This is a genomic window from Candidatus Zixiibacteriota bacterium (assembly GCA_035574315.1).
Taxonomy (GTDB): domain Bacteria; phylum Desulfobacterota; class Binatia; order UBA9968; family UBA9968; genus DATLYW01.
The window spans coordinates 64,219-88,651 of sequence record DATLYW010000016.1 but is presented as its reverse complement, the minus strand read 5'-3'; the positions used below and the strand labels follow the sequence as shown (position 1 = coordinate 88,651).

25 protein-coding genes and 1 pseudogene are annotated in these 24,433 nt (G+C 64.7%); 19 read left to right on the top strand and 7 right to left on the bottom strand.

Going from position 1 to position 24,433, the window contains the following annotated elements; genetic code table 11:
* Positions 1–62 precede the first annotated feature (62 nt).
* Together VNN77_05080 and VNN77_05075 are read left to right on the top strand one after the other, a co-directional pair.
* Entirely contained in the window at positions 63–1,121 is a 1,059-nt protein-coding gene (locus VNN77_05080; GenBank protein HXG50768.1) for an LLM class flavin-dependent oxidoreductase, read from the top strand.
* An 18-nt stretch (positions 1,122–1,139) separates the two neighbouring features.
* Positions 1,140–1,493, top strand: coding sequence for a 4a-hydroxytetrahydrobiopterin dehydratase (locus VNN77_05075; protein HXG50767.1), 354 nt, complete (start codon positions 1,140–1,142; stop codon positions 1,491–1,493).
* Positions 1,494–1,503: 10 nt separating this feature from the next.
* Here VNN77_05075 and VNN77_05070 read toward each other — a convergent pair whose 3' ends face one another.
* The 7 genes from VNN77_05070 to ccmA form a co-directional block, all read right to left on the bottom strand.
* A complete protein-coding gene (locus tag VNN77_05070; GenBank protein ID HXG50766.1) occupies positions 1,504–3,075 on the bottom strand; it encodes a cytochrome c-type biogenesis protein CcmH in 1,572 nt (523 codons plus the stop codon).
* A gap of 16 nt (positions 3,076–3,091) precedes the next feature.
* Positions 3,092–3,658: a TlpA disulfide reductase family protein gene (locus VNN77_05065; protein HXG50765.1), complete on the bottom strand. Its 567-nt coding sequence runs from the start codon at positions 3,656–3,658 to the stop codon at positions 3,092–3,094.
* A 1-nt stretch (position 3,659) separates the two neighbouring features.
* On the bottom strand, positions 3,660–5,624 hold the full coding sequence (locus tag VNN77_05060) for a heme lyase CcmF/NrfE family subunit (GenBank protein HXG50764.1): 1,965 nt from the start codon (positions 5,622–5,624) through the stop codon (positions 3,660–3,662).
* Positions 5,621–6,067, bottom strand: a complete 447-nt coding sequence (locus tag VNN77_05055; GenBank protein ID HXG50763.1) for a cytochrome c maturation protein CcmE — start codon at positions 6,065–6,067, stop codon at positions 5,621–5,623. The genes VNN77_05060 and VNN77_05055 overlap by 4 nt, the downstream gene beginning before the upstream one ends.
* A 144-nt stretch (positions 6,068–6,211) precedes the next feature.
* On the bottom strand, positions 6,212–6,904 hold the full coding sequence (gene ccsA, locus VNN77_05050; protein HXG50762.1) for a cytochrome c biogenesis protein CcsA: 693 nt from the start codon (positions 6,902–6,904) through the stop codon (positions 6,212–6,214).
* A 14-nt stretch (positions 6,905–6,918) separates the two neighbouring features.
* On the bottom strand, positions 6,919–7,596 hold the full coding sequence (locus tag VNN77_05045) for a heme exporter protein CcmB (GenBank protein HXG50761.1): 678 nt from the start codon (positions 7,594–7,596) through the stop codon (positions 6,919–6,921).
* Entirely contained in the window at positions 7,593–8,300 is a 708-nt protein-coding gene (gene ccmA / locus VNN77_05040) for a heme ABC exporter ATP-binding protein CcmA (GenBank protein HXG50760.1), read from the bottom strand. The genes VNN77_05045 and ccmA overlap by 4 nt, the downstream gene beginning before the upstream one ends.
* Before the next feature lie 247 nt (positions 8,301–8,547).
* Between ccmA and VNN77_05035 the strand changes: the two genes are divergently transcribed.
* The 17 genes and pseudogenes from VNN77_05035 to VNN77_04955 all read left to right on the top strand — a co-directional run bounded on the left by VNN77_05035 (position 8,548) and on the right by VNN77_04955 (position 24,406).
* The gene (locus VNN77_05035) at positions 8,548–9,237 is read left to right on the top strand and encodes a hypothetical protein (GenBank protein ID HXG50759.1); all 690 of its coding nucleotides are present in this window, start codon (positions 8,548–8,550) and stop codon (positions 9,235–9,237) included.
* A 116-nt stretch (positions 9,238–9,353) separates the two neighbouring features.
* Positions 9,354–10,757: an NADP-dependent isocitrate dehydrogenase gene (gene icd, locus VNN77_05030; GenBank protein HXG50758.1), complete on the top strand. Its 1,404-nt coding sequence runs from the start codon at positions 9,354–9,356 to the stop codon at positions 10,755–10,757.
* 52 nt (positions 10,758–10,809) lie between these two features.
* On the top strand, positions 10,810–11,754 hold the full coding sequence (gene mdh, locus VNN77_05025; GenBank protein ID HXG50757.1) for a malate dehydrogenase: 945 nt from the start codon (positions 10,810–10,812) through the stop codon (positions 11,752–11,754).
* Positions 11,755–11,824: 70 nt separating this feature from the next.
* Complete coding sequence (sucC, locus tag VNN77_05020; protein ID HXG50756.1) at positions 11,825–12,985, top strand: ADP-forming succinate--CoA ligase subunit beta; 1,161 nt, start codon at positions 11,825–11,827, stop codon at positions 12,983–12,985.
* A gap of 7 nt (positions 12,986–12,992) precedes the next feature.
* Positions 12,993–13,868, top strand: coding sequence for a succinate--CoA ligase subunit alpha (gene sucD / locus VNN77_05015; protein ID HXG50755.1), 876 nt, complete (start codon positions 12,993–12,995; stop codon positions 13,866–13,868).
* A complete protein-coding gene (gene ndk / locus VNN77_05010) occupies positions 13,865–14,287 on the top strand; it encodes a nucleoside-diphosphate kinase (GenBank protein ID HXG50754.1) in 423 nt (140 codons plus the stop codon). Before sucD ends, ndk begins: the two co-directional genes overlap by 4 nt.
* 31 nt (positions 14,288–14,318) lie before the next feature.
* Positions 14,319–15,383: pseudogene (gene rlmN, locus VNN77_05005) on the top strand (23S rRNA (adenine(2503)-C(2))-methyltransferase RlmN).
* A gap of 4 nt (positions 15,384–15,387) precedes the next feature.
* Positions 15,388–16,248: an S-methyl-5'-thioadenosine phosphorylase gene (gene mtnP, locus VNN77_05000; protein ID HXG50753.1), complete on the top strand. Its 861-nt coding sequence runs from the start codon at positions 15,388–15,390 to the stop codon at positions 16,246–16,248.
* Entirely contained in the window at positions 16,245–17,150 is a 906-nt protein-coding gene (locus VNN77_04995) for a PfkB family carbohydrate kinase (GenBank protein ID HXG50752.1), read from the top strand. The genes mtnP and VNN77_04995 overlap by 4 nt, the downstream gene beginning before the upstream one ends.
* A gap of 1 nt (position 17,151) precedes the next feature.
* Positions 17,152–18,105 (top strand): glycosyltransferase family 2 protein, encoded by a 954-nt coding sequence (locus VNN77_04990; protein ID HXG50751.1) that lies wholly within the window; start codon positions 17,152–17,154, stop codon positions 18,103–18,105.
* Positions 18,102–19,406 carry a UDP-glucose/GDP-mannose dehydrogenase family protein gene (locus tag VNN77_04985; protein ID HXG50750.1) on the top strand — a complete coding sequence of 435 codons (1,305 nt, stop codon included), beginning with the start codon at positions 18,102–18,104 and terminating at the stop codon, positions 19,404–19,406. Before VNN77_04990 ends, VNN77_04985 begins: the two co-directional genes overlap by 4 nt.
* Entirely contained in the window at positions 19,399–20,346 is a 948-nt protein-coding gene (locus tag VNN77_04980; GenBank protein ID HXG50749.1) for a UDP-glucuronic acid decarboxylase family protein, read from the top strand. The genes VNN77_04985 and VNN77_04980 overlap by 8 nt, the downstream gene beginning before the upstream one ends.
* Entirely contained in the window at positions 20,343–21,275 is a 933-nt protein-coding gene (locus VNN77_04975) for an NAD-dependent epimerase/dehydratase family protein (protein ID HXG50748.1), read from the top strand. Before VNN77_04980 ends, VNN77_04975 begins: the two co-directional genes overlap by 4 nt.
* Positions 21,265–23,058 carry a translation elongation factor 4 gene (gene lepA, locus VNN77_04970; GenBank protein ID HXG50747.1) on the top strand — a complete coding sequence of 598 codons (1,794 nt, stop codon included), beginning with the start codon at positions 21,265–21,267 and terminating at the stop codon, positions 23,056–23,058. Before VNN77_04975 ends, lepA begins: the two co-directional genes overlap by 11 nt.
* Positions 23,059–23,070: 12 nt before the next feature.
* Complete coding sequence (gene lepB, locus VNN77_04965; GenBank protein HXG50746.1) at positions 23,071–23,739, top strand: signal peptidase I; 669 nt, start codon at positions 23,071–23,073, stop codon at positions 23,737–23,739.
* 22 nt (positions 23,740–23,761) lie between these two features.
* Positions 23,762–24,076, top strand: coding sequence for a hypothetical protein (locus VNN77_04960; protein HXG50745.1), 315 nt, complete (start codon positions 23,762–23,764; stop codon positions 24,074–24,076).
* A gap of 3 nt (positions 24,077–24,079) precedes the next feature.
* Complete coding sequence (locus VNN77_04955) at positions 24,080–24,406, top strand: hypothetical protein (protein ID HXG50744.1); 327 nt, start codon at positions 24,080–24,082, stop codon at positions 24,404–24,406.
* Positions 24,407–24,433 lie beyond the last annotated feature (27 nt).

Genomic DNA, 24,433 nt, shown 5'->3' with positions numbered 1-24,433 from the left:
CCGTCCGGACTGTTCGTGGTACGGCGGCGCCGTCCGGACACCCGGCGGCGGACGGGAACTCGATGAAGGTCAGCCTGTTTACCGAGATCCAGTGTCCCGACGGATCGGTTTCCACCGATCGGCTGAACGAGCTCATCGAGCAGGCCGAGATCGGAGATCGCCTCGGATTTCACGGCCTCTGGCTCGCCGAGATCCATTGCCAGCCTCGATTCTCGCTGCTTTCGGCTCCGTACGTCGTCCTGGGCGCCCTGGCGCAGAGAACGCGCCGCTTGCGGCTGGGCGTTGCCGTGAACACGCTGCCGGTCCATCATCCCGTTCAGCTCGCCGAGCAGGCGGCCATGCTCGATTTGCTCAGCGGGGGTCGCATGGAGTTCGCCGCCGGAGGCGGCCACCCGCACAGCCGCGTGTACGAGTGCTTCGGCGCCGATCACAGCGTCACCCACGAAATCCTGGCCGAAGGATTGGACGTCATTCGGCGGGCCTGGACCGAGCCGACGCTTTCGTTCGAGGGCAGATTCTTTCGCATCCCGGAAGTGGTGGTTCACCCCAAACCGATCCAGCAGCCGCCGCCTCCGTTCTATCTCGCGACGAGCTCGATGGCGGGCGTCGAGCTGGGCGCACGTTTGGCGGCGAACCTCATGCTGCCAGTCCATACTCGCGCTCCCGAACAGGTGACGGAGTTTGCGCGCGCTTACTGGGATGGGCTCAAGCGGCACGGCCATTCCGTCGCCAGGCGGGAGCTGGCGCTTCTGGTCCCGGTGCATATCGCCGAGACGGCGAACGAGGCCGAACGCCGATGCGAGGCCGGCGTCATGAGCTATTTCGAAACCATCGCCGCGGTCCGGCGCGACTACGTGGAATGGCTCGCCCGCCGGGGTGTGCCGCCGCCGGCGCGCCTGGCCACGGCGGCAGGACAGCAGATGACGTTCGAGGTCGTCCGCGCACGCCACGCGGTCATCGGCGACGCCCGGAGCGTGGCCGCCGGGCTGAAAAAGCTTGCGGCCGCCACGGGGGCGCGCCATTTTCTCGCGTGGTTCAACATCGGCAGCGTACCGCACCGTTGGGTGAAGGATGCCATGGAAAGGTTCGCCGGGGAGGTCATGAGCGAGCTGGACGGTTGAACGTGAAGGAGTGAAACGATGGAAGAGCTTGTCGATCAGAAGTGCGAGGCCTGTCGCGTGGGGGCTCCCCCGGTCACCGCCGAGGAGATCGCCGAACTACAGCCGAAAGTGCCGCAGTGGCGGATCATTCACGAAGACGGCATTCCGAAGCTGGAGCGCGTTTTTCAGTTCAGGAACTTCAAGGAAGCGCTCGCTTTTACCGATGCCGTCGGCGCAGCGGCCGAGGAGGAAGGGCACCATCCGCGCCTGGTCACCGAGTGGGGCCGCGTGGGGGTGACCTGGTGGACCCACAAGATCAGGAACCTGCATCGCAACGACTTCATCATGGCGGCGAAGACGGACGCCATCTACCGCAGATTTTCGGGAGCCTGACGGCGGGGGATCAGGGAACGACTTCGTCGAGGACGATGTCGATATTTTTCGCTCCGGCTTCCACCGGATTCTTCTTGTACCGCCCCGCAACACTTCCGGGCTCGCGCGTCATGGGGTTGCCGTCCTTGTCCAGGCGAACCGAAACGTCGAGCTTGCCGTCGAGGGGCGCTCCCTGGATCATCGCGTCTTCGGGACCGATGGAATAGGCGACCGGGAAGCGGGGCCGGTCGATCTTCTTCACGGCGACCGGAGGACCGGCCCCTCCGGCTCTTCGGGCGATGATGAACAGCGACCCTTGGGCCGCGGCTTTGGGGTCGACGCCCGGGCCGATGGTGATCGTTCCGGAGATTTGCACCCGCGTTCCCTCCGCGGGGGGAGCGGGAGACGGGCCGGAGGATCGGGGCAGCTCGGCGAGGATCTTTTCGATCTCGGTTCGGTCATGACCGGGCGGCAGGAGCCGGACCAGCTTCTCGAAAACCGCGCGCGCCGCGGCATAATCCTGTCTCTCCCGGTAAAGAACCATTCCTTTCCCCCAGAGAGCCAGCGGATAGTCCGGGGCGGCCGCCAACGCCTTGTCGAACGCCATCAACGCTCCGTCCGCGTGGCCCGCCTGAACCAGGATGTAGCCCATGTAGCTGTGCGCCTCGGGGTCGGCGGGATCGGCGGCGAGGACTTTCTTGAACGCTTCGATAGCTTTCGGCCAGTCGCCGTTGGAGAAGGCCGTTTTGCCCTCGTTGAGCAACGACCGGGTGCCGTCTTGCCCGGCGGTCCCCGTGAGAAATCCTCCCGTCAGGCTGTCTTCCGGGCTCCGGGGCCGCACTGAACGGGTCAAAAGAACCCCCAGAGCCAGTCCGAACAAGAGAAGGAGCGCACCCCCGGCGGCCAGCCGCCAACGCGGAAATCCGGCGGCGGGGGCCGCGGGCGGCGGCGTAACCGGCTTCGGTTTCTCCTTTATCGGCGGGAGGCGCTCGAGCCGGGCGGCTGTCTCCGCCGTTTTCGTTTCGATCTCCGAGCGCAGCGAGGCGTAGTCGCCCTCGGAAAGTTTTCCCGATTGGTAGTCGAACTCGAGTTCCTCGAGCTCCGCGGCCAAGCGAGCCTGCTCGCGCAGCAGCACCGCCTGCGGGCGGTCGTCTTCCAGGTCGGGAAGGGCGTCTGGCCGGGCATGGGAAAGACTTTCGAGGAGGCCGCCCCGGTCCGCCGCTTCCCCAGCCGGCCGGCCGGCGGCCTTTTTTCGGGACCAGCGGCGCAGGAAGAAACCGGCCGCGATCAGCCCGGCGGCGAGGGCGACGTAGGGCAGCAGCCACAAGAGCAGGTTGAAGCCCCGGGCGCTCGGAGCGAGCAAGACCCATTCGCCGTAGCGGGAGACGAAATAGTCCTTGACCTCCTGCGGCGTCTTGCCGGCGGCGAGCTGCTCCCGGATGATGGCGCGCATCTGCTGCGCCATTTCGGACGGCGAATCGGCGACGGAAAGGTTCTGGCAGACCACGCAGCGAAGCTCCGCCGCGAGCTCGCGGGTTTGCTCGTCGATATCGGGAGCGCTCGCCGGAGCAACAGGCGATGCCGCCAGCACCAGCGCGAGCAAAGCGCCCGGCAGAACGTCAACGTACCGTTTGATACTCGCCTTTTCCTTCCTGAGCGCTCACGATGCCGCGCAGCGCCTCCTGGACCTTGGCGGTCACGAGCGCGGCGCGGATCGCGCCCACGTGCTTGTAAGTGATCCGGCCCTGGGGGTCGATGAAGAAGCTTTCCGGGATGCCCCACACGCCGTAGTCGATGGCGATCTTTCCGGCCGGGTCGCGTCCGTTCGGGTAAGTGACGCCGAACTCTTCGAGGAACGAGCGCGAGTTTTCCTCGGTATCCTGGAGCGCGACGCCGACGAACACGATGTTCTCCGATTTGAGCCTGCGCCACGCCGCTTCGAGGTCGCGCGCTTCGGCACGGCACGGCGGGCACCACGAGGCCCAGAAGTTGAGAAAAACCGCCTTGCCGCGCAGGTCTGCCAGGCTCAGCTTGCTTCCGTCGAAAAGCTCGACCGTGAAAGGCGCCGCGGGTTTCGCCATCAACGGCGAGTTGATGTAACGGGCGTCGCGCGTGAAGCCGAAGGCGAGGAGCCAGAGGATCGGCGCGATGACGGCGACGGTCAAAGTCATGCGGCGCCAGGCCATGTCAGTCTCCGCCTCTCGCCGCGTTCTTCCCGAGCGGCAGGATGGACAGCAGGGTTCCCAGCACGATCACGAAGCCCCCGATCCAGATCCAGACCACCAGCGGTCGCACGAGCGCCTTGAGGGTCGCCTGGTTGCGATTGACCTCGCTGAATCCCGAGAGGATCAGGTAAACGTCCTCGGCCAGCGTGCTCCGATGCACGGCACGGCCGACCGGGGCTTCCTGGGTGGGGAAGAACTTCAGGGCGGGTGACAGAACCCCGGCTTCGACGCCGTGGCGGAAGAGCCGGAACGATCCCTCGACTCGAAAATGGGTCGGCTGTTGGGAGCCCTTGAGGCCTTCGAAACGGATCCGGTAGGCGCCGATCGTGAGGGTCTCATTGAGGCCGAGCGTCGCTTCCCGCTCGATGCTGTAGGACATGGAGCCGGCGATCCCCATCACGATCAGCACCACGCCGAGATGAACCACGAAGCCGGCGTAGCGCCGCTGGTTGCGCCGCGCCAGCGTGACGAGCCCCGATATGATTCCCTCGCCCGCAATCCGCCGGCGAGCGCGCAGCGCCAGGGCGGTGTCGTATACGATCGTCAGGATGACGAAGGCCACGAGAGTGAAGCCGAGCAACGGAAGGAACTCCCGCACCCCCAGGATGAAAAGAACCAGCCCCGCCGCCAGGGACGCCGCGGCCGGCCGGAGGAAATTCCGTTTGAGATTGTCCCACGAAGCCTTGCGCCACGCAATGATCGGCCCGACGGCCATCAGAAAAACCATGAACAGGAAAAGCGGCGTGGTCGCTGAATTGAAATACGGGGCGCCGACGCTCACCTGGACGCCCGCCACGGCTTCCGACAGCAGGGGAAAGACCGTTCCGAGAAAAATCGTGAAGAGCGCCGATACCAGGACGATGTTGTTGAGCAGGAAGGCCGATTCCCGGCTCAGGACAGAATCGAGCTCGGGCTGGCCTTTGAGCAGATCCGACCGGTAGGCGAGCAGACCAAAGGAGCCGAGCAGCACCAGGGCGAGAAAGCCGAGAAAGAGGGAGCCGACCGGACCCGACGAGAACGCGTGGATGGAGGAAAGGATCCCGGATCGGGTGAGAAAGGTGCCGAAGAGCGTGAGACTGAAGGCGATCATGATGAGCGAGAGGTTCCACACCTTGAGCATGCGCCGGCGTTCCTGAACCTGAATCGAGTGGAGAAACGCGGTGGTCGGAAGCCAGGGCATGAAGGCCGCGTTCTCCACCGGGTCCCAGGCCCAATAGCCGCCCCAGCCGAGAACGTGATAGGACCACCAGGCACCGACCAGATTGCCGGCCGTGAGAAAGAACCATGCGGCGATCGTCCAGCGCCGCGTCGTGATGATCCAGGCTTCATCGAGCCTGCCGACGATGAGAGCCGCCATGGCGAACGCGTAGGGGACGGTCAGCCCCACGAACCCCGTGTAGAGCAGGGGCGGGTGGGTCATCATGTTGGCGTCCTCGAGGAGGGGGTTCAGGCCGCGGCCGTCGGGCGGTACGGGGGAGATCGTCTCGAAAGGACTGGAAGCGAAGGCGAGGACGCCGAGAAAGAAGGCCGAAACGATCGAAAAGACCATCAGCACCCACGGCATGAACTCCCGGTGCCGGTGCCGGTAGATCCAGGCAACCAGCCCGGAAAAGACGATCAGGATCCATTCCCAGAGCAGCAAAGAACCTTCGAGAGCGCCCCACAGTCCTGTGATCCGGTAGTAGAGCGGGGTCGCCCGCGTCGTGTTGAAGGCAACGTACCTGATGGAGAAATCAGGAGCGACCAGGGCATAGATCAGGGCGCAGGCGGCGAGCGTGACCAGGACAAACTGCCCCCAGATCGCCAGCCAGACGGTTCCCGACGCCGCCCGCATCGGCGTGCGCGCGGCGAGCAGAGGGGTTGCCGCCCCGAGCAGGGCGAAAAGGAACGCGAGCAAAAGAGCGCTATAGCCCAGGGTGGCGATCACTTGATTAGGGGCTCTCGGGCGGGAACGAAGCTCCGGGGATAGCTGTCCTGTCCGTCAGGATGGGGGCTGTATTCCTCGGCATGCTTCGCCATGATGGCCGAAGCGTGGAACACGCCGTCGCTGCCGAGGCGGCCCTCGACGACGGCTCCCTTGCCGTCGCCGAAGAGATCCGGCGGAACGCCGCGAAAAAAGACCGGAACCGAGGTCGCGCCGTCGGTGATCTCGAAGCGGTAGGTGAGATTTTGAAGGTCTTTCTGGAGCGATCCCTTGACAACCAGTCCGCCCATGCGGAGAAATTTGTCGGTGGGGCTCGGCTGCTGCGCCTTCAGCTCCGACGGCGTGACGAAATAGACCAGCGCCTCCTGCATGCCGCCGTAGATCATGTAGGAGAGCGCCGCAAGAATGATCAGGCCGCCGATCAGAAATCGTCTATTCTTTCGCATGACCAGGCGAATGCTCGCTCGCGTCGAGCTGCGCCAGCTCCCGTTCGCTCCTCTCGTAGCGCCGTTTCAAGCCCACAGCATAGCACGCAATCGCGCCCCAAACGAGGGCGTATGCGAGAAAGACGAAACCCCACGGGCCCACCGTCAAGCGCCTCCGCGCAGCCGCCGCGCCTTGATCTCCTCCTGCATTTCGCCGACGCGAATCCGCAGCGACAGGAGATAGAAGTAGAGCAGCAGGAAAGCGGCGAAGTTGATCGCCAGTGCGGTCAGCATCGCCGGGTGAACGTTCTCCCAGGGGGCCTTGTCGGGCCGCAGGATCGAAGGCGGCTGATGGAGGGTGCGCCACCAGTAAACCGACATGTGGATCAGGGGAATGTCGAGAAACCCGATGATTCCCAGCACCGCTGCCGCCGTGGCGGCCTTTTGTTCGTCCTCGAGGAGCGTTCGCAGCATCAGATAGCCCACGAAGATCAGGAGCAAAATCGCCGTGAGCGTGAGTCTGGCGTCCCACGTCCACCACACCCCCCAGGTGGGACGGCCCCAGATCGAGCCTTCGACGATCGTAAGAGCGGTGAAGAGCACCCCGATTTCCGCCGCGGAATAAGCGAGGATATCATCCCGCTTTTCCCTTTTCCATAAATACAGGCAGCTCCCGACGAACACCAGAAAGAACGAGAGGTAGGCGGTAAGGATGCTCGGGATGTGCAGGTACATGATCCGCTGAACGTTGCCCTGCAGGGCGTCCGGCGGCGCCTGGACCAGGCCCCAGTACAGCCCGAGCGCGATCGCCGCGGCGGCAAGCGCTCCCAGATAACCCTTCCTTTTCTTCGGCTTCACCGGCGTCTCGTTCGTCAGGATTCGAGAACCCGATCGAAGATCAGAATTCCCGCGGTCAGAAATATCACATCAAATCCGAGCAGCAGACGCAACCAGGGAGCGCCGTCACCGAGCTCTCCGGTGCGGAGCACGTCCTCCATACAGCGGATGGTCGCCAGGATCACGGGAATCATCAACGGGAAAAGCACCAGCGGCAGCAGCAATTCCTTGGCGCGCGCGCGGAGCGTCACGGCGGCGAACAGGGTTCCCAGCACGCAGAAGCCGACCGTGCCCAGGAGCGTGACGAGGAACAGGAGCGGAACCGGGGTCCACGACTCGAGGTTGAACAGGATCCAGAAGAGCGGAATGACGACGATCTCCACCAGGACCATGAGAATCAGCGTGAAGCAGACTTTCGCGAAATAGAACGCGCCCCGATCCATGGGCGAGAGCAGCAGCGCCTCGAGACACCCGGCATCGCGCTCGGGCTGGAACAGCTGTGCAAGGCCGAGCGTGCCGGTGAACATGAAGGCGAGCCAGAGCAACGCCGGCGTCATCTGCACGACCCGGTCGGGCGCCAGCTCGAAGGAAAAATGGAAAACGAACAGCAGCAGCGCGCCGAAGAAAAACATCGTCAGCAGGCTTTCCTTGCGCCGGAGCTCCAGGAGCAGGTCCTTGCGCAGGAGCCAGTAGGTGTGCCGCAGGAACGTCATCGTTCGCCGCCCGGAAGGAACTCGGAAAAGACCCGCCGAAGACTGTCCCACGGCTCGCGGCGGGGCTCGTCGAAAATCACCCGCCCGCCGTCGAGAATCACCGCCCGGGTGCACAGTTCCAGGACCCGGGGGACGTGATGCGAGGCGACCATTACGATATGTCCGGCGCGGCAGCGAGCCCGGAGGAAAGATTCCAGGACGCGGGCGCCGTCGGCGTCGAGCACCCCGTAGGGCTCGTCGAGGAGGAGCAGCCCCGGGTCCAGGAGCAGCCACTTGGCCAGGGCGAGGCGGCACTTCATGCCGCTGGACAGCGCGGCGACGTACTCGTCCGCGCGGGGCGTCAACCCGACAGCGTCCAGCGCGGCGGCGATCGCCGCCGCGCTGCGGTCCCTGCGGTAGAGCGCGGCGAAAAATTCGAGGTTCTCCCTGACGGTGAGATGGCTGTAGAGGTGATCGCCCGGAGAGAGAAACCCGATCACCGGCCGGTCCTCCGGCGCCAGCGCGAAGAGCTCGGTTCCATCGACGGCGATGGTCCCGGCCGACGGCCGGAGCAAGCCGGCCAGGAGCTTGAGCATCGTGGTCTTTCCCGCTCCGTTCGCTCCGAGCAGCGCGACGAAGTCGCCGGGGGCCAGCTCGAGATCGACACCTTTCAACGCCCACCGCAGGCCGAATGCCTTGCCGAGTTGATGAACGGATACACGCACTTTTCAGTGAGCCGGCAACACAGACCTGAACCGGCGAAAATTCAAAGTGAAAGCCGAAAACCCTGGGAACCCGAAACCGGAAACCGTTCCGTCACTCTCTCGATGCGCCCGGCGTCGGAGGACGACGGGCGGTTGGAGGACTATAGTGGGCGGGGTCGCGGGATTCAAGTGCCCGCGAGGGTTGACAATTTCGCCAGCGCTCCCTTATGTAGGGCTGAACCGCCGGAAGTCCATGGAGGAATCGACGATGAATCCCGTCGTGACGGTGACGGGGCTTTGGAGCGCCTTTGCCGCGAAGATCGGCGCTTTCCTGCCCAATTTCCTGTTCGCGCTGTTGTTCGTGATGCTCGGGTGGGTCCTGTGCAACGTCGTGAAGCGCATCGTAATCCGAATCCTGAGACTGTGTCATTTCGACACGCTCGCGGAACGGGCGGGAATCCGCCAGGTCCTGGAGCGCGGCGGGATCCGGCAGACCGCCTCGGACATCCTGGGGCTCCTGATCTTCTGGTTTCTGTTCATGATCGTGATCGTGGTCACGCTGGAGACCCTGAACCTGAGCGGCGCGACCGATACGCTGAACACGATCTATCTCTACATCCCGAAGATCTTCGCGGCGCTGGTCACGCTCATCCTCGGGCTCTACTTCGCGAATTTTCTCGAGACCGTGACGCGGACGTCGTGCGCCAACGCCGGCCTGGAGCAGGCGACCTCCATCGGCCGCGCGGCCTACGTTGGGGCGGTGATCTTCCTGGTGGCGGCGATTCTGGAGATCCTCGAGATCGCCTCCGAGATCGTCATCTGGGCTTTCATCCTGATCTTCGGGGCCGTGTGTCTGGCGCTCGCGCTGGCATTCGGCCTCGGCGGCAAGGAGGTGGCGGGCCGTTACCTCGAGAAATGGCTGGAACAGAAGAAGAAAGACGAGACCACTCCTCCTTGACTCTCTCCGGGCAATCAGTTAAGTTTCAACGAGCTTCAACCGCTTCTCAAACTCCGATAGCCTAAGGAAAGCGGAGAGTTGCCCGCCCTTAGGCTATTTTTACGCGCGAGGAGACCATGGCTGCATACAAGCTGGTGAAGGTACCGACCGATGGCGCCAAGATCACGATGTCCGCGGGCAAGCTCCAAGTCCCGGATCAGCCGGTCATACCGTTCATCGAGGGAGACGGCACCGGCCGCGACATCTGGCGGGCGTCCGTGCGGGTGTTCGACGCGGCGATCGAAAAGGCCTACCGCGGCAAGCGAAAGATCCGGTGGATGGAGGTTTACGCGGGCGAGAAATCGTTCAAGCTGTTCAATACCTGGCTTCCGGACGAGACGGTGGAGGCCTTTTCCGAGTTTCTCGTCGGTATCAAGGGCCCGCTCACCACGCCGGTCGGCGGCGGCATGCGCTCCCTGAACGTCGCGCTGCGAAAGCTGCTCGACCTCTACGTCTGCCAACGGCCCGTGCGTTACTTCAACGGGGTTCCCTCCCCCCTGCGGCATCCCGAGTACGTGGATATGGTGGTCTTCCGCGAGAACACGGAGGACATCTACACCGGGATCGAGTTCGTGCACGGCACCGAGGAGAACCGAAGGTTCAAGGCCTTCCTCAAGGAGCAGTTCCCCCAGGAATACGCCAAGATCCGCTTCCCGGACACGGCGGGGATCGCGCTGAAGCCCGTTTCCGTGGAGGGGACCGAGCGGCTGATGCGGGCGGCGATCCGGTGGTCGCTCGCCAACCGGCGCCGAAGCGTGAACATCGTGCACAAGGGCAACATCATGAAGTATACGGAAGGCGCGTTCATGGAGTGGGGGTACGCGCTGGCCAAGCGCGAGTTCCGCAACGAGATCGTCACGGAGCGCGAGACGTGGATCCTGGGCAACAAGGAGCAGACGCCGGATCTCAGCGTCGAAGCCAACGCCAAGCTGATCGATCCTGGGTTCGACATGATGGCGCCGGCGCAGCAGGCGGCGATCAAGCGCGAGGTCGAAGAGGCGTTGAAGCTGTGGCCCACTCACGGCGACGGGAAGTGGAGGTCCAAGCTGTTGATCAAGGATTCGATCGCCGACGTCACGCTGCAGTTCGTTCTGATCCGGCCGAAGGACTACGACGTGATCGCGACGTTGAACTTGAACGGCGACTACCTCTCGGACGCCCTCGCGGCGCAGGTCGGCGGCATCGGGATTGCGCCGGGCGCGAACATCAACTACGACACGGGCCACGCGGTCTTCGAAGCGACCCACGGCACCGCTCCCAAGTACGCCGATCTCGACAAGGTCAACCCTGGGTCCGTGATCCTCTCCGGCGAGATGATGCTGCGTTACATGGGGTGGACCGAAGCCGCCGATCTCATCATCAAAGGGCTCGAGGGCGCGATCGCGCAAAAGACCGTGACCTACGACTTCGAGCGGTTGATGAGCGGGGCGAAGCTGGTGAGCTGCTCGGGATTCGGCGACGCGATCATCGCCAATATGTGACCGAGAGGGTCGAAGAACCACGCGCGGCATCGGGCCGCGCAGCGGAGCGTTTATGGCACGGAAGAAGATTGCGTTGATCGGCGCGGGAAATATCGGCGGCACCATGGCCCACCTGTGCCTGTTGAAAGAGCTGGGAGACGTGGTGCTCTTCGACGTGATCGAGGGATTGCCCCAGGGAAAGGCGTTGGATCTCTCTCATGCGGGGCCAATCGAGGGTTTCGACGGTGACGTGATCGGGACCAACCGTTACGAGGACATCGCCGGCGCGGACGTCTGTATCGTGACCGCCGGGGTGGCGCGCAAGCCGGGCATGAGCCGCGACGATCTCGTCGGGACCAACGCCAAAATCATGAGCACGGTGGCGGAAGCGATCCGGAAGTACGCCCCGGATTCCTTCGTGATCGTCATCACCAATCCGCTCGATGCGATGGTCACTCTCACCAAGCGCGTCACCGGCTTCCCCAAGAACCGGGTCGTGGGGCAGTCGGGGATCCTCGACTCTTCGCGCTATCGCTCCTTTATCGCGCGGGAGCTGAACGTCTCGGTGAACAGCGTAACCGCCATGGTGCTGGGCGGCCACGGGGACGACATGGTTCCGGTGCGCAGCACCTGCTTCGTCGGCGGCGTGCCCGTCGATAAGCTGATTCCGGCGAACAGACTGGCCGAGATCGAGACTCGGGTCCGCAACGCCGGGGGGGAGGTTGTGGCGCTGTTGAAGACCGGATCGGCGTATTACTCGCCGGCGTCGGCCGCGGTCCGCATGGCGGAAGCTTACCTGCGCGACAAGAAGGAGATTCTCCCGTGCGCGGCATACCTCGAGGGCGAGTATGGGGTGAGGGGGTACTATTTCGGCGTTCCCGTTCTCATCGGTGCGGGAGGGGTGGAAAAGGTCATCGAGATCGAGCTCAACGACACCGACAGGAAAGCCTTCAACGAATCCCTGAATCACGTCCGGGAGCTGGTTCAGGCGATGGATCGCATCCTCGGAGCGGCGTAGGCTCACTTCCACGCGTTCGCCCGGCGCGTCGGGCCGGCCGTGCGTGCTTCGGGATCGTGAGAACGCGCGCATGAACATCCACGAGTACCAGGCCAAGGAACTGCTCAAGCGGTACGGGGTCCCCGTGCCTTCGGGCAAAGTGGCCGCGACCCCTCGGGAGGCCGGGGAGGCGGCGGCCGCGCTCGGCGGCCGTTGCGTCATCAAAGCCCAGATTCACGCGGGCGGCCGCGGCAAGGCCGGCGGAGTGAAGCTCGCGAGCACGCCGCAAGAAGCGGAGGCGAAGGCCGGGGAGATCCTCGGAAAAACGCTGGTGACGCACCAGACCGGATCTCAAGGGCGGCGGGTCAGGCTCGTGCTCGTAGAGCAAGGCCTGGAGATCGAGCGCGAGTTTTACCTGGGCATGGTTGTCGACCGCGCCTCTGCGCGGGTGGCCGCGATTTTCTCGCCGGAGGGCGGGGTCGAGATCGAAGAAGTCGCCGCGCGCCGTCCGGAAAAGATCCTCAAGGAGCTGGTCGACCCGGCCGTGGGGCTGCAGCCGTTTCAGTGCCGGCGGCTGGCTTACGCCGCGGATGTCGGGCCGCAGCATGTCGGCGCGCTCACGGCCATCATGTTGTCGCTCTACCGGGCGTTCGACGAATGCGACTGCGCGATCGCCGAGATCAACCCGCTGGTGCTCACGCGCCAGGGGCGGTGGCTGGCGCTCGACGCCAAGCTCAATTTCGACGCCAACGCGCTCTACCGCCATCCGGAGATCGCCGCCCTGCGCGACGTCGAGGAGGAGGATCCGCGCGAGGTGGAGGCCGGCAAGCACGATCTTTCGTACATCTCCCTCGACGGCAACATCGGGTGCATGGTGAACGGGGCCGGCCTGGCGATGGCGACGATGGACATCATCAAGTTCTACGGGGGCGCGCCGGCGAATTTTCTCGACGTCGGCGGCAGCGCGACCAAAGAGCGGGTGGCCGAAGCGTTCAGGATCATTCTCTCGGACGCGCGGGTCCGCGGTGTCCTCATCAACATCTTCGGCGGGATCATGCGTTGCGACGTGCTGGCTCAAGGCGTGGTCGAGGCGGCCCGCTCGCTGGGCGTCGGAGTGCCCCTGGTCGTGCGCATGCAGGGCACGAACGTGGAGGCCGGGCGGCGGATTCTGGCGGAGTCGGGGCTGGCGATCATCCCTGCGGAGACCATGGCGGAGGCGGCGGAAAAGATCGTCGCCGCGGTAAAGCGCTAGAGCATCGATGGCGGTTCTGGTCGACAGGCAGACGCGGGTCTTGACCCAGGGGATCACGGGCGCGACCGGGCAGTTTCACACGCGGGCCTGCAAGGAGTACGGCACGCGGATGGTTGCGGGGGTGACTCCGGGCAAGGGAGGAACCGTGTTCGAAGGGATCCCGATCTTCAACACGGTTTCGCAGGCGGTCGCGGAAACGGCGGTGGACGCCACCGTCATCTACGTACCCCCGGCCTTCGCGGCCGACGCGATCATGGAAGCGGCGGATGCGGACATCCCGCTGATCGTCTGTATTACCGAGGGAGTCCCGGTCCGAGACATGGTACGGGTCAAGAGGTTTCTCAGCGGAAGGAGGTCGCGGCTGCTGGGTCCCAACTGTCCCGGCCTCATCACGCCGGGGGAATGCAAGATCGGGATCATGCCCGGGCACATTCACCGGCCTGGGCCGATCGGCGTGGTTTCCCGCAGCGGGACGTTGACCTACGAAGCCGTGGACCAGTTGACGCGGCTCGGGCTCGGGCAATCGACCTGCGTCGGCATCGGCGGGGACCCGGTGCACGGGTTCGATTTTGTCGATATTCTGGATATGTTCAACCGTGATCCTGCGACCCAGGCGGTCGTCATGATCGGAGAGATCGGCGGGAGCGCGGAGGAAGAAGCCGCTGCCTGGATCGCCGCCCACATGAAGAAGCCGGTGGTGGGCTTCATCGCCGGCCAGACCGCGCCCCCGGGAAAGAGGATGGGCCATGCCGGCGCGATCATTACCGGCGGCAAGGGAACGGCGAAAGAGAAAATCGAAGCCATGACCCGGGCGGGCATTCGGGTCGCTCCGTCGCCGGCTCTCATCGGAACGACCGTGCAGGAGGTATTGCAGGAGCTATGAGCGTGGAGCGAACGCTGTCGATCATCAAGCCGGACGCGGTGAGCCGCGGGCTGATCGGAGAGATTCTCAGGCGCTTCGAGGCCGCCGGCCTGAAAATCGTCGCCGGCAAGCTGGTCAGGCTGACGGCCGAGCGCGCTCGTGCCTTCTACGCGGTCCACCGCGAGCGGCCGTTCTACGAGAGCCTCTGCAAGTACATGTCCTCGGGGCCCGTATTCGTCTCGGTGCTCGAAGGGGAAGACGCGATCTCCAGAAACCGCGAGATCATGGGAGCGACCGATCCGGCGAAGGCGGCGCCGGGAACGATCCGGAGGGACTGGGGAAAGGACGTCGAGCAGAACGCCGTTCACGGCTCCGACGGCCCCGAGACAGCGGCGGCCGAGATCGCGTTTTTCTTCAGGCCCGACGAGATCTTTCACTGACGGGAATCATCGGAGGGGCCTTACGACGCCAAGCGGCAAGCCCAATATCAAGGATCTGAGCTCCGCCGAGCTCGAGGCTTACCTGAGAGAGCTGGGCGAACCGGCGTATCGCGCCGCCCAGATCCGGCGCTGGCTCTTTCAAAAACGGGCGCTTTCCTTCTCGGAGATGACCGATCTCGGGGCCAGGCTGCGAGCCCGCCTGGAGGAGTCCTTCTCGATCAGCCGCTTGAGCGTCGTGCGGCAGCCGGTGTCCGCCGACGGCACGAGCAAGTTTCTCTTCGAGCTCGCCGACGGTAACGCGATCGAGAGCGTTCTGATACCCGAGCCGAGGCGTTTGACGCTGTGCATTTCCACGCAGGTGGGTTGCGCCTACGGCTGTGCCTTCTGCGCGACGGCGGCGCTCGGGCTCAAGCGGAATCTTCGGGCGAGCGAAATCGTGGATCAGGTGCTCGAGGTCGCCAGAACGCTGGCCCATCCCCGGCGCATCACCCACGTGGTGCTCATGGGAATGGGCGAGCCGCTGGCGAATTACGACCAGACGGTGCGGGCTCTGGAGATCATCACCAATACCGATTGGGGTGTCGGGATCTCGCCGCGCCGGGTTACCGTGTCGACGGTCGGGCTGGTGCCACAGATCAAGCGGCTGGTCAGCGAAACGCGCGTCAATCTCGCGATCTCGCTGCACGCTCCCAACGAGCAGGTGCGGAGCCAGCTGATGCCGGTCAACCGGAAATATCCCCTGAAGGAGCTCCTCGATTGCTGCCGGTCGCTTCCGATTCCGCGACGCAAACGGATTACCTTCGAGTACGTCTTGCTTCGGGGGGTCAACGATTCCGTGGAGCAGGCGGCTGAACTGTGTCGCGCGCTCGCCGGGATTCGCTGCAAGATCAATCTCATACCGTTCAACCCCTATCCCGGAAGCCGGTTCGAGCGCCCCCCGGAGGCCGACATCGAGCGGTTCCGCCAGGCCCTGGCGGACCGGGCGTTCCAGGTGAACGTTCGCCGGCCGCGCGGCGACGATATCCAGGCGGCTTGCGGACAGCTTCGCGCCGAAGGACGGATGGAAAAACCGCGTCGGGCGGCGGTGGCGTGCTGAGGCTATGGCGGGACCGGTGATCGGGGTGATCGGAGGCAGCGGCCTGTACCGGATGGAGGAGCTCAGGCGGGTCCGCGAAATCGAGGTGAGGACGCCGTTCGGCAGGCCGTCCGATAAGTTTCTCACGGGCAGGCTCGGGGATGCCGAGCTCGTTTTTCTGCCGAGACACGGGTCCGGCCATCGCTGGCTGCCCACCGAGATCAATTTCCGCGCCAACATCTTCGGCATGAAGAAGCTCGGCGTCGAGCGCATCGTTTCGGTGAGCGCGGTGGGCAGCCTTCGGGAGGAGCTTCGCCCCGGCGACATCGTGGTTCCCGACCAGTTCATCGACCGCACGACACAGCGTCCCAGCACGTTTTTCGGCAGAGGCATCGTAGCCCACGTCGGGCTCGCCGACCCGTTTTGCGCGGTGCTCTCGGCCAGGCTGTGCGACGCGGCGCGGGAGGCGGGAGCGCGCGTTCACGGCGGGGGAACCTACCTCTGCATGGAAGGGCCGCAATTTTCGACCCGCGCCGAATCCCGGCTGTACCGGAGCTGGGGCGCCGACGTGATCGGCATGACGAACCTCCAGGAAGCCAAGCTCGCCCGGGAGGCCGAGATCTGCTTCGCCACGCTCGCCCTGGTGACCGACTACGACTGCTGGAACGAGAAGGCGGACGACGTGGAGATCGACCGGGTTCTGGAGGTCCTGCGCCAGAACGTGGAGCTGGCCCAAAAGACGATCCGCAACGCCCTGCCGGCTCTTTCCGGCGAGCGCGAGTGCCCCTGCGCGTCGTCGCTGAAGGAGGCGATCATTACCGAGCGGGCGAAGATCCCGGCGAAGATTCGCCGCGACCTGCGCCCGATCATCGGGAAGTACCTGTGAGCGTACTGGTCGTCGGCACGGTCGCATTCGACTCGGTGGAAAGCCCCTTCGGCTCCGCGGAGCGGATTCTCGGAGGCTCGGCGTCGTATTTCGCGCTCGGCGCGAGCCTGTTCGCCCCCGTGCGCATGGTCGGGGTGGTCGGCCGGGACTTCCCGCAGGAATACCTCGATCTGTTCCTGCGTCGCGGGATCGATCTCGAGGGTCTCAGGAAGGAGGACGGCGAGACTTTTTACTGGCGTGGCCGCTATCACGAGGACATCAACGTCCGCGACACGCTCGAGCTTCAGCTCAACGTTCTCGACGGCTTCCGTCCGAAGATCCCGGAGCGCTACCGCGATGCGGAGTACGTTTTTCTGGGCAACATCGATCCGGTCATGCAGCTGGAGGTCCTCGATCAGCTCCGGCGCGTACGGCTGGTCGCCTGCGACACGATGGACCACTGGATCCGCCGGAGCCCCGAGGAGCTCCGCAAGGTGCTGCGCCGCGTCGGGATCCTCGTGATCAACGACTCGGAAGCGCGCCTGCTGAGCGGCTGCCAGAATATGGTCCGGGCGGCGCGGGCGATCCTCGCGATGGGACCGGAAATGGTCTTGATCAAGCGCGGAGAGTACGGCGTGCTGCAGTTCTCCGATTCCTCGATCTTCGCGACGCCGGCCTATCCGCTCGAGGAGGTTTTCGATCCCACGGGCGCCGGGGATTCCTTCGCCGGGGGGTTCCTGGGGCAGCTCGCGCGCTCCGGCGATCACACCCAGCGCGGCATCCGGCAGGCCATCGTCTACGGCTCGGTGGTCGCCTCGTTCACGGTCGAGGATTTCGGCGTCCGGCGCCTGAGCGGGATCGGCCTTCCGGAGGTCGAAGCGCGGTATCGGAGCTTCGTCGAGCTCACGAATTTTCACACCTGAGATGGATCTTTCGGTCGTCATCCCCGTCTACAACGAGGAGGAGAACGTCGAGCCGCTCATTCGGGAGATCCACGCGGCGGTGGCGCCGCTGGGAAAGCGGTACGAGATCGTGGTGGTGGACGACGGCAGCGAGGACGGCACCTTCGCGGTGCTGGCGGGGTTGTTCCGGTGCGAAGACCATCTGCGGATCGTGCGGCTCAAGCGCAACTTCGGGCAGACGGCGGCGCTCGCGGCCGGGCTGGCGCATGCGCGCGGAGCGGTGGTTGTGTTGATGGACGGAGACGGGCAAAATGATCCGGGAGACATTCCTCTCATGCTCGCCGAAATCGATCGGGGAAACGATCTCGTCTGCGGCTGGCGTTACGAACGCAAGGACCCGTTCCTCAGCCGCCGCCTGCCGTCCATGATCGCCAACGGGCTGATCTCGCGCACCACGGACGTCCGGCTGCACGACTACGGCTGCACCCTCAAGGCGATGCGCGCGGAGGTCGCGCGCGGCCTCAGGCTTTACGGGGAGATGCACCGGTTCATCCCGGCGATCGCCTACGAGCGCGGCGCCCGGATCGCCGAGGTCAAGGTCAACCACCGGCCCAGGACGCGGGGCGCTTCCAAATACGGGATCGGCCGCACGCTACGGGTGATCCTCGACCTGCTCACGGTCAAATTCCTGCTCAGCTACTCGACGCGCCCCTTGCACTTTTTCGGGCTGATCGGGGTCGCGTGCGGATCGCTGGGCTTTTTATTTTCCGCCTACCTGACCGTGCAGAAGCTGGTTTACGGCGCGGACATCGGGGGACGCCCGTTGCTGTTGCTCGCCGTACTGCTGGTTTTTATCGGCATCCAGTTCGTTACGCTCGGGTTGCTCGGTGAAATGCTGTCGCGAACGTATCACGAGTCGCAGGACAAGCCGGTGTTCGTCGTCGGCGAGATCCTGGACCGCGGAGAACGCCCATGAAGCTGGCGGTCGTCGGAACCGGCTACGTGGGGCTGGTGGCCGGGACCTGTTTCGCGGAGAGCGGCAACGACGTGATCTGCGTCGACATCGACGAGGCGAAGATCGCCATGCTGCGGAAGGGTGAGATCCCGATTTACGAACCGGGGCTGCAGGAGCTGGTGCAGCGCAACCAGGAGGAGCAACGGCTCGTCTTCACCACCGAGCTCGACGAGGCCGTGCGCAGGTCGGATATCGTCTTCGTCGCCGTGGGAACGCCGCAGACGGCAAACGGGGAGGCCAATCTCGACTACGTGCGGTCGACGGCGGAGGGGATCGCCCGGGCCATGAACGCGTTCAAGATCGTCGTCCTCAAGAGCACGGTCCCGGTCGGGACGGCCGATCTGGTGCGCGGCTGGATCGCCGGCATCACGCCCCACCGCTTCGCCGTGGTCTCCAATCCCGAGTTTCTCAAGGAAGGCGCCGCGATCGAGGACTTCATGAAGCCGGACCGGGTGGTTCTGGGGGGAGACGACGCCGAAGCCCTGGAGGCGATCAAGGAGCTCTACGAGCCCTTCGTTCGCACCGGGAACCCGATCCTGGTCATGGACAGCCGCAGCGCGGAAATGAGCAAGTACGCGGCCAACGCCATGCTCGCGACCAAGATCTCCTTCATCAACGAGGTCTCGCTGCTCTGCGAGCGGACCGGCGCCGACGTCAACGAGGTCCGCCGCGCGATCGGCCTCGATCGGCGCATCGGCCCGCACTTCATCTTTCCGGGCGTCGGCTACGGGGGTTCCTGCTTTCCCAAAGACGTCCGCGCCATGATCAGCATGGGCGGCGACGCCCCGGAAATGCTCCTCCTGAAAGCGGTGGAGCAGGTGAACGAGCGCCAGAAGCGGGTATTGGTCGAAAAGGTCAAGCGCCATTTCGGCGACCGGCTGCAGGGACTCACCTTCGCGGTCTGGGGGCTCGCCTTCAAGCCGCGGACCGACGACATGAGGGACGCGCCGTCGATCACGATCATCGAGGCCCTGCTGCAAGCCGGCGCGGCGGTGCAGGCGTACGACCCGGAAGCGATGGGCGAGGCGCGCAAGATTTTCGGCGAGCGGATCCGTTACTCCAGGCGCAGCTACGAGGCGCTTCGGGACGCCTCTGCGCTGCTGGTGATGACCGAGTGGAACGAGTTCCGGCGTCCCGACTTCCAGCGCATCAAGGAGCTGCTGAAGACGCCGGTGATCTTCGACGGCCGCAATCTCTACGATCCGGCCGACCTGCAGAGGCTCGGATTCCGTTACTACTCGATCGGGCGGCGGGATGGCTAGCGTCTTGATCACCGGGGGAGCCGGATTCATCGGCTCGCACCTGTGCGAGAGCTTTCTCGCCCGGGGGCACCGCGTCCTGTGCGTGGACAACTACGCCACCGGGGCGGCCGAGAACATCGCCGGCTTTTCGGGGCATCCCAACTTCCGCTTCGTGCACCACAACGTGAGCCAGTTCATCGCGATCGACGAGCCGCTGGACTACGTCCTGCACTTCGCGTCGCCGGCGAGCCCCGCCGACTACCTGGAGCTGCCGATCCCGACGCTGAAGGTGGGATCGCTCGGGACGCACAACGCGCTCGGCCTCGCCAAGGCGAAGGGAGCGGTCTTTCTCCTGGCATCGACCTCGGAAGTCTACGGGGATCCGCTGGTCAAGCCGCAGAGCGAGGAATACTGGGGGAACGTGAACCCGGTCGGCCCCCGGGGGGTTTACGACGAAGCGAAGCGCTTTGCCGAAGCCATGACGATGGCGTACCACCGCTATCACGGTCTCGACACCCGGATCGTGCGGATCTTCAACACCTACGGGCCGCGGATGCGCATGCGCGACGGGCGGGTAGTGCCGAACTTCATCCTCCAGGCGCTCAAGGGAGAGCCCTTGACGGTTTACGGGCGGGGGGATCAGACGCGCAGCTTCCAGTACATCGACGATCTGGTCGACGGCATCCACCGCCTGCTCGAATCGGGCGAGCATCTCCCGGTGAACATCGGCAATCCCCACGAGATGACCATCCTGGAGTTCGCCGAGAAGGTGCTCGAGCTGACCGGGTCGCGGAGCGAGATCGTCTTCCGGCCGCTGCCGCAGGACGACCCGCATGTGCGGCAGCCCGACATTTCGCGGGCCAGGACGATTCTGGGCTGGGAGCCGAAAGTCGGCCTGGACGAAGGGCTGTCCAAGACCATCGAGTACTTCCGCGCCCGCCTGCAGGGGAACGGGGCATGAGAATCGTCGTGACCGGGGGGGCAGGCTTCATCGCTTCTCACGTGGTCGACGCCTATCTCGATCTGGGCCACGAGGTCCATGTGCTCGACGATTTTTCGACCGGAAGCAGGAGCAACCTCAATCCGCGCGCCGTCGCTCACGTGGTCGACATCGCGGATCCGGCAGCGGCGCAGCTGATCCGCGAGATTCGCCCGGAAGTCCTCAACCACCACGCCGCCCAGATGGACGTGCGCCGGTCGGTTTCGGATCCCGTGTTCGACGCGCGGGTGAACGTTCTCGGGCTCGTCAACCTGCTGGAGCCGTGCCGTGACGTCGGGACGCGGAAGGTGATCTTTTCCTCGTCCGGGGGCGCGGTCTACGGCGACGGCGAGCCGATCCCGGCGCCCGAAGACCGCCCGACACTGCCGCTCAGCCCCTACGGGGTGAGCAAGCTCAGCGGGGAATACTACCTCGCCTACTACGCCGCGGTCTTCGGCCTCCCGTACGTGGCCCTGCGCTACGCCAACGTCTACGGGCCGCGGCAGTCGAGCCGCGGGGAGGCCGGGGTCGTGGCGATTTTCATCTCCCGCCTCCTGGCCGGCCTGCAGCCGGTCATCAACGGCGACGGCAGGCAGACCCGGGACTACGTTTATGTGGATGACGTGGTGCGGGCGAACATCGCCGCGCTCGAGACCGCGCACGTCGGCCCGGTCAACATCGGCACGGGGACCGAGACCGACGTCGTGACGCTTTTCCGGCTGGTGCGCGCGGGTCTGGGAACCCGGATCGACGCGATCCATGGTCCGGCAAAGCCGGGGGAGCAGCGGCGGAGCTGCCTGGACGTGACACGGGCGCGCGACGTGCTGGGCTGGCGGCCTTCGGTCGAACTGGAAGAGGGTTTGAGGAAGACCATCGCATACTACCGCGAGCGGGTTCTCGATGGGGCTTGAGCACATCCGAAATTTCTCGATCATCGCGCACATCGATCACGGCAAATCGACGCTGGCGGATCGGCTCCTGGAGTTCACGGGAGCGGTGAGCGCCCGGGAGAGGACCGATCAGATCCTCGACAGCATGGATCTGGAGCGGGAGCGCGGCATCACGATCAAAGCGAGCCCGGTTTGCCTGCGATACCGGGCCAAGGACGGGCGGGAGTACAAGCTGAACCTCATCGATACCCCCGGCCACGTCGACTTCACTTACGAGGTATCGCGCAGCCTCGCCGCGTGCGAGGGGGCGTTGCTGGTGGTGGATGCGGCGCAGGGAGTCGAGGCGCAGACCGTGGCCAACGTTCACATGGCCCTCGACCACAATCTGGAGATCCTTCCGGTGATCAACAAGATCGATCTGCCGAGCGCGGACCCCGAGCGCGTCAAGCGGGAAATCGAGGACGTGATCGGTCTGGACGCGTCGGAGGCGATTCTCGCGAGCGCGAAGGAGGGGATCGGCACGGAAGAGATTCTCGAAGGGATCGTGAGGCGCTTTCCCCCGCCGGCCGGGAGCCCGGACGCCCCGCTGCGCGCTCTGGTGATCGACAGCTGGTTCGACCCCTATCACGGCGCCGTCGTCATGATCCGCGTTTTCGACGGCAGGGTGCGCAAGGGGGACCGGATCCGCATGATGTCCAGCGGCCGGGCGTTCGAGGTCACGCGCCTGGGTCTCTTCGCGCCCGGCCCCGTGGAAATTCCCGAGCTGAGCGCGGGTGAGGTGGGTTTCCTGATGGCCGGAATCAAGGAGATCGCCGAGACCCGTGTCGGCGATACCGTGACCCTCGACGACCGTCCGGCCGCCGAGGCGCTGCCGGGATTCAAGCCCATGAAGCCGATGGTCTTCAGCGGCCTGTACCCCACGGATGCCAACCAGTACCAGAGCCTGCGGGATGCGCTGGAGAAGCTGAGGCTGAACGATTCGTCCTTCACTTTCGAGCCCGAGACCTCCCAGGCCCTTGGATTCGGCTTCCGCTGCGGCTTTCTCGGATTGCTCCACATGGACATCGTCCGGGAGCGGCTGGAGCGCGAGTTCGGACTGAACCTGATCGCGACGGCCGCGACGGTCGTCTACCGCGTGATCAAGACGAACGGCGAGACGGTACAGATCGACAACCCGGTGAAGATGCCCGGCGAGGGGGAGATCGAGCGAATCGAAGAACCCGTGATTCAGGCCGAGATCCACGTTCCGCAGGAATTTCTCGGCGGCGTTCTGAGCCTGTGCGAGGAACGGCGCGGGGTCCAGCGGGAGATCCGGTACCTCGGACCCCGGCGGGTGCTGGTGGTCTACGAGCTGCCGCTGAACGAGATCGTGGCCGATTTCTACGATCGCCTCAAATCGGTGAGCCGGGGCTACGCCTCCATGGACTACGAGCTGGCGGGCTACCGGCAGGCGGACCTCGTCAAGCTCGACGTGCGGATCAACGGGGAGGTCGTCGACGCGATGTCGATGATCGTCCATCGGGACAAGGCGTACTACCGGGGCCGCGACCTCGTGCAGCGGATGCGCGAGCTGATCCCGCGGCAGCTTTTCGAGGTGGTGATCCAGGCGGCGATCGGGAGCCGGGTGATTTCGCGCGAATCGGTGAAACCCCTGCGGAAGAACGTGACCGCCAAGTGCTACGGTGGGGATATTACTCGGAAGCGAAAGCTGCTAGAAAGACAGAAGGAAGGCAAAAAGCGCATGAAGCAGGTGGGAAAGGTGGAAATCCCCCAGGAGGCGTTCCTCGCTGCCTTGAAAGTCTAGATTGGAGCCCGCATGCCCGTTGACAAAGTGAGCAAGGAAAAAGAGCCGATCGCTGCGGCGGAACGCGTGGAGGTAAAAAGCAAGTCGACGTTCCGCGAGTACGCGGAAGCGATCGGCATGGCGCTGCTGCTGGCGCTGTTCATCCGCACCTTCATCGTTCAGGCGTTCAAGATCCCGTCGGGCTCGATGATTCCCACGCTGCTCATCGGAGATCATATCCTGGTCAACAAGCTGGCCTATGGGGTCCGGGTGCCGTTCCTGGAACAATACGTCCTCGATTTCCAGAAACCCCGGCGGGGCGACGTGGTGGTCTTCATTTTTCCCGAGGACCGGTCCAAGGATTTCATCAAGCGGGTGATCGCAGTCGGCGGCGAGACGGTCGAGATTCGCGCGAAGAAGGTCTACGTCAACGGGGTCCCGATCGAGGATCCCCACGCCCATTTCGAGGGAAGCGAGTTTCCCGGGAGCGCCGTCGCCAACCAGGACGATTACGGCCCGAGGACCGTGCCGGAGAATCACATCTTCGTGATGGGCGACAACCGGGACCGCAGCCACGACAGCCGATTCTGGGGATTCGTGAACACGGACGACGTCAAAGGCAAGGCTTTCCTGATCTACTGGTCGTGGGACGGGACGGACCGCTGGGTGCGCTGGGAGCGCATCGGCAACGTCATTTATTGAGAAGGGGACACGAGGAACTGCAATGGCGTTCAATCGCCGCTGGCCAAACCGGCTGTTGACCCTCCTTTCCGCTCTGTCGCTGGCGCTGGTCGCCGTGAACATTCTGCTTCTGCTCGGCAACCAGAACCTGCAGAACGAGATCGGCGAGCGGCAGCAGTTCATCGCTCAGAGCATCCAGCTGGAGCAGCTGCACCGCCAGGTGGTGACGGCTCTGGCGGCCCTGGCGTTGAAGAACAACGACGCCCAGCTCAAAGAGATGCTTGCGGCGATCGGGATAGCGCTGGAGGAAGGAGGGCCGGCTTCGAAAGGGGCGGCTCGCGCGGGAAAGGGACCGTAAAGCATGGAATCGGAGCAGGAAACTCAGGAAACCGCCGCGGGGCGGGACTCGTCGGTACGGCTGCCTTTGACGCTGACCATCGTGGCGGTCCTCGTCTGGACCGTGTTTCAAACGTTTCTGCTGCTCGCGGAGCGCAGCAACCTGAGCGCCACCAAACAGCAGCAGGACCTGGCGGTCCAGGAATCCCAGAAGCTTCGAGCCCAGTTCAAGGCGATCGCGAGCAAGACGGTCGAGCTGGCCAAGAAGGGCAATGCCAACGCAAACGCCGTGGTCGAGCAATTCGGTAAAACGGGCATCGATCTCGGTTCCGTCGGCGGACAGGTTCCATAGCGTGGGACCGGGCTTCGACGACGCGGC

Bases quoted from the DNA above. Each gene is read 5' to 3' on its own strand.
- VNN77_05080 (HXG50768.1), top strand. From the start codon at position 63: ATGAAGGTCAGCCTGTTTACCGAGATCCAGTGTCCCGACGGATCGGTT.
- VNN77_05075 (HXG50767.1), top strand. From the start codon at position 1,140: ATGGAAGAGCTTGTCGATCAGAAGTGCGAGGCCTGTCGCGTGGGGGCT.
- VNN77_05065 (HXG50765.1), bottom strand. From the start codon at position 3,658: ATGGCCTGGCGCCGCATGACTTTGACCGTCGCCGTCATCGCGCCGATC.
- VNN77_05055 (HXG50763.1), bottom strand. From the start codon at position 6,067: ATGCGAAAGAATAGACGATTTCTGATCGGCGGCCTGATCATTCTTGCG.
- VNN77_05045 (HXG50761.1), bottom strand. From the start codon at position 7,596: ATGACGTTCCTGCGGCACACCTACTGGCTCCTGCGCAAGGACCTGCTC.
- VNN77_05035 (HXG50759.1), top strand. From the start codon at position 8,548: ATGAATCCCGTCGTGACGGTGACGGGGCTTTGGAGCGCCTTTGCCGCG.
- icd (HXG50758.1), top strand. From the start codon at position 9,354: ATGGCTGCATACAAGCTGGTGAAGGTACCGACCGATGGCGCCAAGATC.
- mdh (HXG50757.1), top strand. From the start codon at position 10,810: ATGGCACGGAAGAAGATTGCGTTGATCGGCGCGGGAAATATCGGCGGC.
- sucC (HXG50756.1), top strand. From the start codon at position 11,825: ATGAACATCCACGAGTACCAGGCCAAGGAACTGCTCAAGCGGTACGGG.
- sucD (HXG50755.1), top strand. From the start codon at position 12,993: ATGGCGGTTCTGGTCGACAGGCAGACGCGGGTCTTGACCCAGGGGATC.
- ndk (HXG50754.1), top strand. From the start codon at position 13,865: ATGAGCGTGGAGCGAACGCTGTCGATCATCAAGCCGGACGCGGTGAGC.
- mtnP (HXG50753.1), top strand. From the start codon at position 15,388: ATGGCGGGACCGGTGATCGGGGTGATCGGAGGCAGCGGCCTGTACCGG.
- VNN77_04990 (HXG50751.1), top strand. From the start codon at position 17,152: ATGGATCTTTCGGTCGTCATCCCCGTCTACAACGAGGAGGAGAACGTC.
- VNN77_04985 (HXG50750.1), top strand. From the start codon at position 18,102: ATGAAGCTGGCGGTCGTCGGAACCGGCTACGTGGGGCTGGTGGCCGGG.
- VNN77_04980 (HXG50749.1), top strand. From the start codon at position 19,399: ATGGCTAGCGTCTTGATCACCGGGGGAGCCGGATTCATCGGCTCGCAC.
- VNN77_04975 (HXG50748.1), top strand. From the start codon at position 20,343: ATGAGAATCGTCGTGACCGGGGGGGCAGGCTTCATCGCTTCTCACGTG.
- lepA (HXG50747.1), top strand. From the start codon at position 21,265: ATGGGGCTTGAGCACATCCGAAATTTCTCGATCATCGCGCACATCGAT.
- lepB (HXG50746.1), top strand. From the start codon at position 23,071: ATGCCCGTTGACAAAGTGAGCAAGGAAAAAGAGCCGATCGCTGCGGCG.
- VNN77_04960 (HXG50745.1), top strand. From the start codon at position 23,762: ATGGCGTTCAATCGCCGCTGGCCAAACCGGCTGTTGACCCTCCTTTCC.
- VNN77_04955 (HXG50744.1), top strand. From the start codon at position 24,080: ATGGAATCGGAGCAGGAAACTCAGGAAACCGCCGCGGGGCGGGACTCG.